Source organism: Pseudoalteromonas sp. H103 (assembly GCF_001469205.1).
GTDB lineage: Bacteria > Pseudomonadota > Gammaproteobacteria > Enterobacterales > Alteromonadaceae > Pseudoalteromonas > Pseudoalteromonas carrageenovora.
In genome coordinates this window covers 484,425-498,905 of the sequence record NZ_LOFG01000015.1, presented here as the reverse complement: position 1 = coordinate 498,905, position 14,481 = coordinate 484,425, and the positions used below count along the sequence as shown (strand labels likewise).

The 14,481-nt window shown below is 40.4% G+C and carries 11 protein-coding genes; 5 read left to right on the top strand and 6 right to left on the bottom strand.

The window, feature by feature from the left end; translation table 11 throughout:
- Positions 1 to 2: 2 nt before the first annotated feature.
- The 6 genes from ihfB to gyrA form a co-directional block, all read right to left on the bottom strand.
- Complete coding sequence (gene ihfB, locus ATS74_RS12000) at positions 3 to 290, bottom strand: integration host factor subunit beta (RefSeq protein WP_007583054.1); 288 nt, start codon at positions 288 to 290, stop codon at positions 3 to 5.
- A gap of 66 nt (positions 291 to 356) precedes the next feature.
- A complete protein-coding gene (gene rpsA, locus ATS74_RS11995) occupies positions 357 to 2,024 on the bottom strand; it encodes a 30S ribosomal protein S1 (RefSeq protein WP_058549119.1) in 1,668 nt (555 codons plus the stop codon).
- A gap of 95 nt (positions 2,025 to 2,119) precedes the next feature.
- Positions 2,120 to 2,830, bottom strand: coding sequence for a (d)CMP kinase (gene cmk, locus ATS74_RS11990; protein ID WP_058549118.1), 711 nt, complete (start codon positions 2,828 to 2,830; stop codon positions 2,120 to 2,122).
- 107 nt (positions 2,831 to 2,937) lie between these two features.
- The gene (gene aroA / locus ATS74_RS11985) at positions 2,938 to 4,215 is read right to left on the bottom strand and encodes a 3-phosphoshikimate 1-carboxyvinyltransferase (RefSeq protein ID WP_058549117.1); all 1,278 of its coding nucleotides are present in this window, start codon (positions 4,213 to 4,215) and stop codon (positions 2,938 to 2,940) included.
- Complete coding sequence (gene serC, locus ATS74_RS11980; protein ID WP_058549116.1) at positions 4,215 to 5,297, bottom strand: 3-phosphoserine/phosphohydroxythreonine transaminase; 1,083 nt, start codon at positions 5,295 to 5,297, stop codon at positions 4,215 to 4,217. The genes aroA and serC overlap by 1 nt, the downstream gene beginning before the upstream one ends.
- 116 nt (positions 5,298 to 5,413) lie before the next feature.
- Positions 5,414 to 8,113 (bottom strand): DNA topoisomerase (ATP-hydrolyzing) subunit A, encoded by a 2,700-nt coding sequence (gyrA, locus tag ATS74_RS11975; RefSeq protein WP_058549115.1) that lies wholly within the window; start codon positions 8,111 to 8,113, stop codon positions 5,414 to 5,416.
- A gap of 178 nt (positions 8,114 to 8,291) precedes the next feature.
- Between gyrA and ubiG the strand changes: the two genes are divergently transcribed.
- From ubiG to yfaE, 5 genes are all read left to right on the top strand, one after another.
- Complete coding sequence (gene ubiG, locus ATS74_RS11970; RefSeq protein ID WP_058549114.1) at positions 8,292 to 9,002, top strand: bifunctional 2-polyprenyl-6-hydroxyphenol methylase/3-demethylubiquinol 3-O-methyltransferase UbiG; 711 nt, start codon at positions 8,292 to 8,294, stop codon at positions 9,000 to 9,002.
- The gene (locus ATS74_RS11965; RefSeq protein WP_058549113.1) at positions 9,002 to 9,682 is read left to right on the top strand and encodes an HAD family hydrolase; all 681 of its coding nucleotides are present in this window, start codon (positions 9,002 to 9,004) and stop codon (positions 9,680 to 9,682) included. The genes ubiG and ATS74_RS11965 overlap by 1 nt, the downstream gene beginning before the upstream one ends.
- Before the next feature lie 1,044 nt (positions 9,683 to 10,726).
- A complete protein-coding gene (gene nrdA, locus ATS74_RS11960; protein WP_058549112.1) occupies positions 10,727 to 13,009 on the top strand; it encodes a class 1a ribonucleoside-diphosphate reductase subunit alpha in 2,283 nt (760 codons plus the stop codon).
- A 66-nt stretch (positions 13,010 to 13,075) separates the two neighbouring features.
- Entirely contained in the window at positions 13,076 to 14,206 is a 1,131-nt protein-coding gene (gene nrdB / locus ATS74_RS11955; RefSeq protein WP_058549111.1) for a class Ia ribonucleoside-diphosphate reductase subunit beta, read from the top strand.
- Complete coding sequence (gene yfaE, locus ATS74_RS11950; RefSeq protein ID WP_058549110.1) at positions 14,206 to 14,478, top strand: class I ribonucleotide reductase maintenance protein YfaE; 273 nt, start codon at positions 14,206 to 14,208, stop codon at positions 14,476 to 14,478. Before nrdB ends, yfaE begins: the two co-directional genes overlap by 1 nt.
- Positions 14,479 to 14,481 lie beyond the last annotated feature (3 nt).

The following is a 14,481-nucleotide window of genomic DNA, read 5'->3' as shown; positions in this document are numbered from 1 at the left end:
AACTAGGCAATACTCTCGTTTACGCGGTCGCGCAATTCTTTGCCAGGTTTAAAATGAGGTACATGCTTTCCTTCAAGCTCAACTGTATCGCCAGTCTTAGGGTTACGACCTGTGCGAGGAGCGCGGAAATGTAAAGAGAAACTACCAAAACCTCTGATCTCAATACGATCCGAAGTAGATAATGAGCCGGCCATTTGTTCAAGAATTTCTTTTACTGCATTTTCAACATCTTTCACTGGAACGTGTGCGTGTTGTTCCGCAAGTGTTTCTATCAATTCTGACTTAGTCATAGCGTTTCCTTAAAAAGAGATATAGGAAGGGCATTAATGCCCTTCCAACTAAAAACTAATTATATATTAGTCTTTTTGTGCATTTGCGAAAGCAGCTGCCATTGCGTTTTCAAACACTGGCTCTTCTTTCTTAAGCTTCTCAAGTACTTCTTTCTCTTCTGCTTCGAAAAGAGCTTTAACTGATAAGCTTAAAGTGCGGTTCTTACGATCAACACCAACGTATTTAACTTCAATCTCGTCGCCTACAGAAACAACAGTAGTTGCATCTTCAACGCGCTCTTGAGCGATATCAGCTACACGGATGTAACCTTCAACGCCTTCGATAAGTTCAACAGTTGCGCCTTTCGCATCAACTTCAGTCACTTTACCTTTAACAATAGCACCTTTTTTGTTTGCATCAAGGTAGTTATTGAATGGGTCAGCTTCGATTTGCTTAACACCTAGAGAGATACGTTCACGCTCTGGGTCAACTTGCAATACGATAGCAGTGATTTCGTCGCCTTTCTTGAATTCACGTACAGCTTCTTCGCCAGGTGTATTCCAAGAAATGTCTGAAAGGTGTACAAGACCATCAATACCACCGTCAAGACCGATAAAGATACCGAAGTCAGTGATTGATTTGATCTTACCAGTAACTTGATCGCCTTTGTTTTGAAGACGAGCAAATTCCTGCCAAGGATTAGCAATACATTGCTTAAGACCAAGAGAAATACGACGACGTTCTTCGTCGATTTCAAGAACCATAACTTCAACGTTGTCGCCAAGGCTTACAACTTTAGAAGGATGGATGTTCTTGTTAGTCCAATCCATTTCAGAAACGTGTACTAGACCTTCAACGCCTTCTTCGATTTCTACGAAGCAACCGTAATCAGTAAGGTTAGTTACACGACCAGAAAGTTTAGAACCTTCTGGGTAACGACCAGCGATAGCTGCCCATGGATCTTCGCCAAGCTGTTTAAGGCCTAGAGATACACGAGTTTTATCTTTGTCGAATTTAAGAACTTTAACTGCGATTTCGTCACCAACATTAACGATCTCTGAAGGGTGCTTAACACGCTTCCAAGCCATATCTGTAATGTGTAGTAGACCATCAACACCACCAAGGTCAACGAATGCACCGTAGTCAGTAAGGTTCTTAACGATACCTTTAACTTCTTGACCTTCAACAAGGTTAGCAAGAAGCTCTTCACGTTCTTGTGAGTTTTCAGACTCGATAACTGCACGACGTGAAACAACAACGTTGTTACGTTTTTGGTCAAGCTTGATTACTTTAAATTCAAGCTCTTTGCCTTCAAGGTGAGTTGTGTCACGTACTGGACGAACATCAACAAGTGAACCAGGTAGGAAAGCACGGATTGAATCAACTTCAACTGTGAAACCGCCTTTAACTTTACCGTTGATAACACCAGTAACAGTCTCTTGCTCTTCACATGCTTTCTCAAGACGGATCCACGCTTCGTGACGCTTCGCTTTCTCACGAGAAAGGATAGTTTCACCGAAACCGTCTTCAATTGCATCTAGTGCAACATCTACTTCGTCGCCTACAGCAACTTCAAGTTCACCAGCAGCATTTTTGAACTGCTCTGCAGGGATAGCACTTTCTGATTTAAGACCAGCATCTACAAGTACAATGTTATTCTCGATAGAGATTACTGTACCTTTAACAATAGAGCCTTGCTCTGCTTCAAAACCCTTTAAGCTTTCTTCAAATAACTGCGCAAAATTTTCTGACATACGAATATACGTCTCATATATTAATACCAATAAGCAACCATGCTGCATGGGGTTGTTAAAATAGCACTGGCATCCTGCTGGCGCATAAAAAGTGTTTAGCTTCGTTTAGGAAGCCGACCTTCAGAGATTGCAATATCAACTAAAGTTATAACTTTATCAAACACTTGCTGAGCATTAAGCTCACTAGTGTCTATCTCGATAGCATCTTCTGCAGGTACAAGCGGAGCAACGGCACGATTCATATCGCGCTCATCACGAGCTTGAATGTCCTGTAATAGACCACTTAGTGTAACATCATGGCCGCGCTCATTCAACTCAACAAAGCGTCTACGAGCACGTTCTTCTGCGCTAGCGGTTAAATATATTTTTAACGGCGCATCTTGAAATACCACAGTGCCCATATCTCTGCCATCAGCAATTAAGCCATTTTCAGTGCGAAACGCACGCTGGCGACGTAATAGTGCTTCACGAACGCGAGGTAAAGCAGCTACTTTCGATGCAGCTGCACCCACTTCTTCATTACGAATAGTGGTTGTTACGTCTTCGCCTTCTAAAATAACTTTTCCTGCATTAGTTTGGCTATCTACCAAAAACTGCACATCTAAGTTTGCAGCAAGCGGGACTAACCCTTCTTCATTATCTAATGCAATTTGGTGATGAAGTGCAGCTAAAGATAAAACGCGATAAATCGCACCGCTATCTAACACATCCCACCCTAACTTGTCGGCTAACAAGCGACAAACAGTTCCTTTACCTGAACCACTTGGGCCATCAACGGTGATCACGGGCATTAATAACGCCTGCATTTAAAACCTCCTGCAATGCACACCTAAATAAACCGCGACATTATACGTCAGTTATTAAAATATATCTGCTATAAGTGTGTAACTTTTTATAAATAGTTATAAAAGCCCTATTCACTTACCGACGCTAAAACATTGAAAAAAGTAGGGAATGTTTTATAAGTGCACTTAGGATCATTAATGGTTATAGGCTTTCCGCCTACGGCAACCATTGAAAAACACATAGCAATACGGTGATCGTCATACGTATCAATAGCAACGTCATTAAATGTTTCCGGTGGTGTGATCTCTATAAAATCTTCACCTTCTACTACATGCGCACCTACTTTACGAAGCTCGGTAGCCATTGCATATAAACGATCTGTCTCTTTTACGCGCCAGTTATATATATTGCGAATAGCTGTTGGGCCTTTGGCAAAAAGCGCAACGGTTGCAAGTGTCATAGCAGCATCAGGGATAGCATTAGCGTCAATGTCTACGCCTTTTAATTCGCCCTTTCTAACCACTAAACGCTCATCATACCACTCTACTTTAGCGCCTACTTGTTCCATTACTTTTGCAAAACCAATATCACCTTGAACCGATTTAGCGCCAACACCTTTAATTTCAATCTCGCCGCCAGCAATAGCTGCTGCTGCAACAAAATAAGAAGCCGACGATGCGTCACCTTCAACCATTATGCGTTCAAGTGATTGGTACTGTTGACCACCTTTTACTTTAAAGGTTGCATAATTATCGTGTTGAACATTAATTCCAAAACGAGCCATAACGCCTAAAGTAATATCAATATAAGGCTTAGAGACTAAAGTACCTTTAATTGTTATGTGTGTATCACCGCTAAATAAAGGAGCTGCCATTAATAAAGCCGTTAAAAATTGACTTGAAATACTGCCGTCAATTTCAACTTCTCCGCCATTTATTTGCCCACCCACTATTTTAAGTGGTGGATAATCTTTATGTTTAGTGTAAGTAATGTCACCGCCTAGTGCTTGCAGTGCATCAACTAAGTGCCCTATTGGGCGCTCTTCCATGCGTGGCTCGCCTATTAACTCATATTCGCCACTTACAGCCGCAAGCACAGCTGTTAAAGGGCGATATGCAGTACCCGCATTGCCTAAAAACAAAGGTTCACTAGGCGTTTTAAAAATGCCACCTACGCCATTTACAGTTGCTATGGTGTGCTCTTCATTAAGTGTTACATTTACACCTAAAAGCTTTAAAGCCCCCAACATATGACGAATATCATCACTATCAAGTAAGTTCTCTACAACGGTTGTTCCATTAGCAAGTGCTGCTAATAATAAAATACGGTTTGATAAGCTTTTTGACCCAGGTAAAGTTACTGAGCCATTTACACGAGAAATAGGCTCTAAGCGAAGTTGCTCCATTAGCTATTCTCCTTTGCAAAGCTAGCCATAAAATCCACAAGCGCCTGAACACCTTCAAGAGGCATTGCGTTATAAATACTTGCACGCATACCGCCAACTATTCTGTGACCCTCAAGTGCTAACAAACCTGCGTCTTTAGATTGCGTAACAAACTTTTCATTCAAGCTTTCATCATTAAGCCAAAATGGAACATTCATTCGTGAACGACAATGCTTAGCTACTTTATTGGTATAAAAAGAAGATTCATCAATAAAATCATAAAGTAACTGCGCTTTTGCAATATTTTGCGCTTCCATTGCTTTAACGCCGCCATTACTTTCGAGCCATTCAAATACTTGTGCAGCTAAATACCATGCAAAAGTAGGTGGAGTGTTAAACATGCTACCCTGTTTTGCTTCAAGGGCGTAATCTAAAATCCCTGGCTTTGCTAGACCTTTACGCTCGAGTAATGTTTTACGAACAATAACGATTGAAATACCCGATGGACCGATATTTTTTTGTGCACCAGCATAGATTAAATCAAATTTATTAACGTCGATCTCGCGCGATAAAATAGTCGATGACATATCTGCGACAATTGGCGCCGTTGGGTGTGTTGGTACTTCAAAAATTTCTAGTCCATCTACCGTTTCATTAGGACAGTAGTGAATGTACGATGCATCAGCAGGTAAAACCCAGTCAGCTACTTGTTTTATTGAAAACTCGCCATTAGCATCATTACGTACATCAATAGAGGTTACTTTAGTAAACTTATTAGCTTCATCCGTTGCACTTTTAGACCACACACCATTTTCGCAATAAACCGCAGCTTTACCTTCTTGGTGCAAGTTTAAAGGAACGGCACTAAATTGACCGCGACCACCACCGTGCATAAATAGCACTTCAAACTCATCACTAATGTTCATTAATCGACGAAGGCTGGCTTCGCATTTAGCTGTGAGTGCTAAAAAGTCTTTGCTGCGATGGCTTATTTCCATCACAGACACACCCAAATCTTGCCAATCCAAAAATTCTTTTTGTGCTTTTTGCATAACCGCTTGCGGAAGCATGGCTGGCCCCGCACAAAAATTGTATTTACTCATTACCTTTGCCTCATTCCAGTAATTTAACTACTGAGCATAAATAATAAAATTTATGCTCTATTAATTTTTTTCAACAACATTAAAAAAAGCGGCCTTAGCCGCTTTTTCAATTTCAATTATTCAGAAGGAGGATTGTCATCCACGGCTTCGTCTATAACTGCATCAACTGTTTCAACGTCTTCAATATCAATTAAGTCACTTTCTGTAACTTCAATCTCTTCGATACGTTGTAAACCAACTACTTGCTCTTCGTCAATAGTTCTGATCAAAATAACACCTTGCGTGTTACGTCCAACCGTAGAAACTTCATTAACGCGAGTACGTACTAAGGTACCACGATTAGAAATAATCATTATTTCATCGTTGTCGTCAACTTGTACAGCACCTACAACAGCACCGTTACGCTCACTCACCTTGATAGATACAACACCTTGTGTTGCACGGCTCTTAGATGGGTAATCTTCAAGTTGAGTACGTTTACCGTAACCGTTTTCAGTTACCGTTAAAATTGCACCATCAGTTTTTGGTACAATTAACGATACTACGCGTTGATCATCGGCCATTTTAATACCACGAACACCCGTAGCAGTACGGCCCATAGGACGTACACCTTTGAAACGAATTTCTGGGTTACCCTCTTCATCAAGTACTGGGTTGCCGTCTTCATCAACTACTGCTGATTCTTCAGCTTCTTTAAAGCGTACAACTTTACCTGCATCAGTAAACAACATAATTTCGTTGCTACCGTCGGTAATATCAACACCAATTAGGCTATCGCCTTCATTTAGGTTAACAGCAATAATACCGCTCGCACGTTGACGACTGTATGCTGTAAGTGGTGTTTTCTTCACTGTACCAAATGCTGTAGCCATAAAGATGTATTTATCATCTTCGTACTCGCGTACAGGTAAGATAGCTGTAATACGCTCATCATCTTCAAGTGGCAATAAGTTAACAATTGGCTTGCCGCGCGCAGCACGACTTGCAAGTGGTAACTGGTAAACTTTAAGCCAGTACAAACGGCCCGCAGTTGAGAAGCACAATATTGTATCGTGCGTGTTTGCCACTAATAAACGCTCGATGAAATCTTCATCTTTCATCTTCGTTGCAGATTTACCTTTACCACCACGACGTTGCGCTTCGTAATCAGACAATGCTTGATACTTAACGTAACCTTCGTGAGAAAGCGTAACAACGACGTTTTCTTCAGTAATTAAATCTTCTAAGCTAATATCGTGTGCAGCAGCGTTAATTTCAGTACGGCGCTCATCACCATATTGCTCTTTTATTTCAACTAGCTCATCACGAATAACTTCCATTAAACGCTCAGGTGTAGCCAAAATGTATAATAGTTCAGCAATTAAATCTAAAAGCGCTTGATATTCAGTTAAGATCTTTTCATGTTCAAGACCTGTTAACTTGTGTAAGCGTAAATCTAATATTGCTTGAGCTTGTTGCTCAGAAATATAGTACTGCCCATCACGAATACCTAACTCCGCAGCTAACCAATCAGGACGAGCTACATTGTCTTCGCCGGCTTTTTCAAGCATTGCTTGTACATTACCTAATTCCCACGGACGCGCTGTTAAAGCAACTTTAGCTTCAGCAGGTGTTGGAGATTTACGAATAAGCTCAATTATTGGGTCAATGTTAGCAAGTGCAATTGCTAAGCCTTCAAGCGTGTGTGCACGGTCGCGGGCTTTACGTAAGTCAAATACTGTACGACGAGTTACTACTTCACGGCGGTGAATAATAAACTCTTCAAGCATTTCTTTTAAGTTAAAACACTTAGGTTGATTATTTATTAACGCAACCATATTCATACCAAACACAGTTTGTAACTGGGTTTGAGAATATAAGTTGTTTAATATTACTTCACCTACGTCACCACGTTTTATCTCAATAACGATACGCATACCGTCTTTATCAGATTCGTCACGTAATGCGCTAATGCCTTCAATTTTCTTATCTTTAACAAGCTCAGCTATTTTTTCAATTAAGCGTGCTTTATTTACTTGATAAGGAATTTCATGAACGATGATTGTTTCGCGACCCGTTTTTTCATCGGTTTCGATTTCGGCGCGTGCACGCATGTACACTTTACCACGGCCAGTTAAATAGGCTTGTTCGATGCCTTTTTTACCGTTGATAATTGCAGCAGTTGGGAAATCAGGGCCTGGGATATAATCCATTAACTCATGAATAGTTAAATCAGGATTTTGAATAAGTGCTAAACAGCCATTAACCACTTCAGTTAAGTTATGTGGTGGGATGTTAGTCGCCATACCTACCGCAATACCTGATGAACCATTTACTAATAAGTTAGGAACCTTCGTTGGTAAAACGTCAGGAATTTGCTCTGTGCCATCGTAGTTAGGTACGAAATCAACCGTTTCTTTTTCAAGATCGGCCAATAACTCATGCGACATTTTTGCCATACGTACTTCTGTATAACGCATTGCCGCTGCTGAATCACCATCAACCGAACCGAAGTTACCTTGGCCATCTACAAGCATATAACGTAGAGAGAATGGCTGTGCCATACGGACTATTGTGTCATAAACTGCACTATCGCCGTGTGGGTGGTATTTACCGATTACATCACCGACCACACGGGCCGATTTTTTGTAAGGCTTGTTCCAATCATTACTAAGCTCGTTCATTGCAAACAAAACGCGGCGGTGAACAGGTTTTAAACCATCACGTACGTCTGGTAGTGCACGTCCTACAATTACACTCATCGCGTAATCTAAGTAGGAGTTTTTTAACTCGTCTTCAATATTGACTGGCAGAATTTCATTGGCGAGATCAGTCATTTGATATCACATTCCTTCAGTATCAGCTCTTTGCAACCCGGTATTAGGCGCCAAGAGTATTTGTTATTATTTCTAAGTGACCATGCTATCACAATTAATTTGGATTTACAGGCGCAAAACTTTGCGATTTATCAATTTAGCCCTATATAATGGCCTCAGATTGACGAGGAAGTATTTTATGACCGAACATCAAAATGTAGATCACGCAGAAATAGCAAAATTTGAAGCCATCGCAGAGCGTTGGTGGGACCAAGACGGGGAATTTAAACCTCTTCACGAAATTAACCCATTACGATTAGACTTTATAGCTAATAAAACTCAAGGCCTTTTCGACAAAGAAACACTCGACGTAGGTTGCGGTGGCGGCATACTCAGTGAAAGTATGGCGCGTATGGGGGCAAACGTAACAGGCATAGACATGGGGCAAGAGCCCTTAACTGTTGCCAAATTACACAGTTTAGAAACAGGTGTAAATGTAGATTACATAAAAGTACCTGCCGAAGAATTTGCGTCACAGCATCCTGAACGCTTCGACGTGATTACCTGTATGGAAATGTTAGAGCACGTGCCCGACCCTGCCTCTATCATTCATGCTGTAGCAGAGCTTGCTAAACCAGGCGCAGACGTTTTTTTCTCTACCCTTAATAAAACACCTAAGTCTTACTTGTATGCCATTGTTGGCGCTGAAAAGCTGCTAAAAATGGTACCAGAAGGTACGCACGACCATAAAAAGTTTATTAAGCCTGCGCAATTAATCGCATGGGCAGAGCAAGCTGGATTAAAAGTGCGTGCAAGTGCAGGATTAACGTATAACCCGTTTTCAAAGCAATACACACTAAATACAGATGTAAGCGTTAATTACATACTTCATTTTGAGAAGTTAGCTTAATGGCTAGCTCTCAAACCCCCACTTCACTTGTAAATTACGATGCGTTTTTATTTGACTTAGACGGTACGCTTCTTGATACCGCAGATGATTTAGGCGCTGCTTTGAATGCTGTACTTCGCTCGCAAGGCGTAGATGAAGTAACCAGCGATGTTTATCGCCCTGCTGCCTCTAACGGTGCTGGTGCATTATTAGAAGCTGGTTTTAAAGCGTTATGGCCTGAGCAAGCACAAAGCACACTTATTGAACAGCTTGTTGATGAGTATGCTGCAAACATAGCAAATCAAACCGTTTGTTTTTCTGGTATAGAACCACTACTTATTGCGCTTTCTCATAAAAAGATCAAATGGGGGATCATGACTAACAAGCCCGGCTTTTTAACTGATCCTTTAGTGGCTGCTATTCCCGCTTTAAAAGATGCAAGTGTTGTGATCAGTGGCGACACTTTAGCTGAGGCTAAACCCTCACCTTTACCACTTATACATAGTGCAAAGCTGATGGGGGTAGACCCTAAACGCTGCTTGTACATTGGCGATGCACAGCGTGACATTCAAGCAGGCAAAGCTGCAGGTATGCATACCGCCACAGCACTTTGGGGCTATGTACCTAGCATTGACGAAGCTGTTAGCTGGAATGCCAACTTTAACTGGCAAAGTCCGATTGATGGATTCAACCATATATAGTGCCATGTTAATTATTAAACACTATATATTGTGATTATGTTAGTTTTTACGCAAAGCTTGATGATAATAAAACCAGTCGAAATTTATTTTCAAATTGCGTAAATTTAGCAGATCATTAGTTTAATTGTCATTTATGTGTGAGCGTCTACTAACATAATTACATTATCCCAAAGTTATCCACAGACAGGGGCAAGTATGTCCCTTGCAAAACAACTCAGACCACATTAAAGTTTTATTAACACTTTGATGGAATTGATATTTCAACTAGGTGGAGGGGCTAACATCATACCCAAGGTTTGAATATGATGTTAGCAAAGACACTTGCTAAAATTTTAGGAAAGCGCCCTAGTGTGGAAGTTTGAGCGTATCTTATTCTTATATTATCGGCAAGTGACTAAACTCAGATTTAGGATAACTAAAGTTGAAGTTCAGTTTATCTATAGAAATATCAGAAAGTGTAATAATAGGTATTTTTAAAATTATTACACTGAGCAGCATGCTCTTTGTATAAATTTAAATGGGCTATCTTTTAGCCCATTTCTATATCTTACCTCTAATTATGCTTTTCATTTATAAAAGCGTTCTACCATGAACACTAAACAATTCACTTAGGTAGTACACTGAAGCCACATATAGTGCTATGTTAATTAATAAACACTATATATTGTGATCGTGTTAGTTTTTACGCAAAGCTTGATGATAAAAAAACCAGTCGAAATTTATTTTAAAATTGCGTAAATTTAGTAGAACATTAGTTGATTTTTACATATTTCAACTTAAATGATTGTTCGAAGGTGAGTGTCTACTAACACAAGTACGTTATCCCAAAGTTATCCACAAACAGGGGCAATTATGTCCCTTGCAAAACAACTCAGACCACACTATCTTGTGATCTCCAAATTGAACAACACCAGATATTGTGGCCAAATGTTATTCAATTAAATTCGCCAATACGGTGAAACTTATAATAAATGAGTATGTACCTTGCGATTGCGAGGTATAAAGCATTGGTCAAAATACATAATCCCCAAGGAATACAGGCAAATGAACCAACAGTTATCTGTAAGCAAACGTGACGGGCGTAAAGAGCCTCTTGATCTGGATAAGATCCATCGCGTTATTGAATGGGCCGCCGAAGGTTTAAAAAACGTATCGGTTTCGCAAGTTGAATTAAAATCACACATTCAGTTTTACGACGGTATTCGTACTAAAGATATTCACGAAACCATTATTAAAGCAGCTGCAGATCAGATTTCAAAAGAATCGCCTGATTACCAGTACTTAGCGGCACGTTTAGCCGTGTTCCATTTACGTAAAAAAGCGTATGGTCAGTTTGAGCCACCACGTTTATTTGACCACGTAACAAAAATGGTTGAAGACAAACGCTACGACGCTCATTTACTTGTAGATTACACAGAGCAAGAGCTTGACGAGCTAGATGCATACCTAGATCATTCTCGCGATCTTAACTTTAGCTACGCAGCAGTAAAACAGCTTGAAGGTAAATACTTAGTTCAAAACCGTGTATCGGGTGAAATTTACGAAAGTGCACAGTTTTTATATATTTTAGTGGCCGCGAGCTTGTTCTCTGACTACCCACGTGAAACACGTACTGATTACATCAAACGTTTTTACGATGCGGTATCAATGTTCAAAATATCATTGCCTACGCCTATTATGTCGGGTGTACGTACGCCTACTCGTCAATTTAGCTCTTGCGTACTTATTGAATGTGGCGACAGCCTTGATTCAATCAATGCAACGTCGTCAGCTATTGTAAAATACGTTTCTCAGCGTGCGGGGATTGGTATTAACGCAGGTCGTATTCGTGCTCTAGGTAGCCATATTCGTAACGGCGAAGCATACCACACCGGTTGTATTCCATTTTACAAGCACTTTCAAACAGCGGTTAAAAGCTGTTCACAAGGCGGTGTACGCGGCGGCGCAGCAACATTATTCTACCCGCTTTGGCACTTAGAAGTAGAAAACCTACTCGTACTTAAAAATAACCGTGGTGTAGATGACAACCGTGTTCGTCACTTAGATTACGGCGTACAGTTTAATAAATTAATGTATTCTCGTTTAATTAAAGACGACTATATTACGTTATTTAGCCCATCAGACGTACCAGGTCTTTACGACGCCTTCTTTGAAGACCAAGACGAGTTTGACGCGTTATACATTAAATACGAGCAAGACGACTCAATTCGTAAAAAGCGTATTAAAGCAATTGAGCTTTTCTCAATGTTTGCTCAAGAGCGTGCGAGCACAGGTCGTATTTACTTACAAAATGTGGATCACTGTAATACGCATAGCCCGTTTATTTCTAAAGTGGCGCCAATTCGCCAATCTAACTTATGTTTAGAAATTGCATTGCCAACTAAGCCACTAAATAACGTGAACGACGAAGAAGGCGAAATTGCTCTTTGTACACTATCTGCGTTTAACTTAGGTGCAATAGAGTCACTTGATGAGCTTGAAGAACTCGCTGAGCTTGCAGTACGTGCACTTGATAACTTACTTGATTTCCAAGACTACCCAGTACCGGCTGCACGTAATGCCACTATGGGACGTCGTACGTTAGGTATAGGTGTAATCAACTACGCATACTACTTAGCTAAAAACGGTAAGCGTTATTCAGACGGCAGCGCAAATGCGCTAACTCACAAAACATTTGAAGCGATTCAATATTACTTAATGAAAGCGTCTAATGAGCTTGCTAAAGAACGTGGTGCATGTCCTAAGTTTAACGAAACAACGTACTCTCAAGGTATTATGCCAACAGATACGTACAAACGTGACCTAGACAAAATTTGTGATGAACCTCTTCACCTAGATTGGGATTCACTTCGTGCGAGCATTCAAGAGCACGGTATGCGTAACTCAACACTAAGTGCGTTAATGCCATCAGAAACATCGTCGCAAATTTCTAACGCAACTAACGGTATTGAGCCACCACGTGGTCACATTAGCGTTAAAGCAAGTAAAGACGGTATTTTGAAGCAAGTAGTACCTGAGTACGAACGTTTGAAAGATAATTACGAGCTATTGTGGGATATTCCATCAAACGATGGTTACTTGCAACTTGTAGGCATAATGCAAAAATTTATTGACCAAACTATCTCGGCCAATACTAATTATGATCCAAACAAATTCGAAGGTGGTAAAGTACCTATGAAAGTCTTATTAAAAGACTTACTAGGCGCCTACAAATTAGGTGTTAAAACCTTGTACTACCATAATACACGCGATGGTGCATCTGATGCACAAGACGACACGCCAGAAGTCGAAGATGACGATTGTGCAGGCGGCGCGTGTAAAATATAGTTGCTGATTTTAATTTTAAGCGGGCGTTTAGCCCGCTTTGTTCTGATAGTTTTTTGAGTGATAAACATGTCTTATACTACTTTTAGCCGTAATCATAATAACCAAATGCAAGAGCCAATGTTTTTTGGCCAAACTGTAAACGTATCGCGTTACGATCAACAAAAATACCCTATTTTCGAAAAGTTAATTGAAAAGCAACTGTCTTTCTTTTGGCGTCCTGAGGAAGTAGATGTAAGTAAAGACCGGTTAGACTTTCAAGCATTACCAGATCACGAAAAGCACATATTTTTAAGTAACTTAAAATATCAAACATTGCTTGATAGTGTTCAAGGGCGATCGCCTAACGTTGCCCTACTTCCTATTGTATCTATTCCAGAGCTAGAAACGTGGATAGAAACATGGGCATTTAGTGAAACAATTCACAGTCGCTCATACACGCACATCATTCGTAACGTAACGCAATCACCAGAGCTTATTTTTGATGATATTGTGAGTAATGACAAGATCAGCGAGCGTGCTGATGCAGTAACAACGTACTACGATGATTTAATTAATTCTGTATCGCTTTACAACCTATATGGCGAAGGCAAACACGAGATTAACGGTAAAACAGTTATTGTTAATTTATTCGAACTTAAAAAGAAACTTTACCTTGCTATGATGTCGGTAAACATTCTTGAAGCAATTCGTTTTTACGTTAGCTTTGCATGTTCGTTTGCGTTTGCTGAACGTGAATTAATGGAAGGTAACGCTAAAATCATCAAGCTAATCGCACGTGATGAAGCACTTCACCTTTCGGGTACTCAGCATATTTTAAACATTATGCAAGATGGTAAAGACGACCCAGAAATGGCGATTGTTGCTGCGCAGTGCCGCGACGAAGCCATTAAAATGTTTGTAGAAGCAGCTGAGCAAGAAAAAGAATGGGCAGAGTACTTATTCAAAGATGGCTCTATGATTGGTTTAAACAAACACATTTTATGTCAGTATGTTGAATACATTACTAATGCACGTATGACCGCTATTGGCCTACCTGCTCAGTTTGATAACAACAGCAACCCTATTCCATGGATCAACTCATGGCTTGTATCAGACAACGTGCAAGTAGCACCACAAGAAGCTGAAATTAGCTCATACCTTGTTGGTCAAATTGATTCACAAGTAGATGCCTCAGAATTTGGTGACTTTGATTTATAATGAGTGACAAACCCACTGCAAGCATAACGCTTGCAGATAACAGCCAGTGTATAGAATTTACCACTGGCTGCCCTTCAGTTTTACTGTGCTTAGAATCCCAAAAAATAGACGTAGCGTATCAATGCCGCGAAGGCTATTGTGGAGCGTGTAGAGCGACCTTACTCACAGGTAATGTTGAATACAACGAAGAGCCTTTAGCCTTTGTACGCGAAGGTGAAATCCTGCTGTGCTGCTGTAAACCCAATGGAAATATAAGTATTAGTTTAAAATAAGCA

Bases quoted from the DNA above. Each gene is read 5' to 3' on its own strand.
- ihfB (WP_007583054.1), bottom strand. From the start codon at position 290: ATGACTAAGTCAGAATTGATAGAAACACTTGCGGAACAACACGCACAC.
- ATS74_RS11965 (WP_058549113.1), top strand. From the start codon at position 9,002: ATGGCTAGCTCTCAAACCCCCACTTCACTTGTAAATTACGATGCGTTT.
- serC (WP_058549116.1), bottom strand. From the start codon at position 5,297: ATGAGTAAATACAATTTTTGTGCGGGGCCAGCCATGCTTCCGCAAGCG.
- yfaE (WP_058549110.1), top strand. From the start codon at position 14,206: ATGAGTGACAAACCCACTGCAAGCATAACGCTTGCAGATAACAGCCAG.
- ubiG (WP_058549114.1), top strand. From the start codon at position 8,292: ATGACCGAACATCAAAATGTAGATCACGCAGAAATAGCAAAATTTGAA.
- cmk (WP_058549118.1), bottom strand. From the start codon at position 2,830: ATGCAGGCGTTATTAATGCCCGTGATCACCGTTGATGGCCCAAGTGGT.
- nrdA (WP_058549112.1), top strand. From the start codon at position 10,727: ATGAACCAACAGTTATCTGTAAGCAAACGTGACGGGCGTAAAGAGCCT.
- rpsA (WP_058549119.1), bottom strand. From the start codon at position 2,024: ATGTCAGAAAATTTTGCGCAGTTATTTGAAGAAAGCTTAAAGGGTTTT.
- aroA (WP_058549117.1), bottom strand. From the start codon at position 4,215: ATGGAGCAACTTCGCTTAGAGCCTATTTCTCGTGTAAATGGCTCAGTA.
- nrdB (WP_058549111.1), top strand. From the start codon at position 13,076: ATGTCTTATACTACTTTTAGCCGTAATCATAATAACCAAATGCAAGAG.
- gyrA (WP_058549115.1), bottom strand. From the start codon at position 8,113: ATGACTGATCTCGCCAATGAAATTCTGCCAGTCAATATTGAAGACGAG.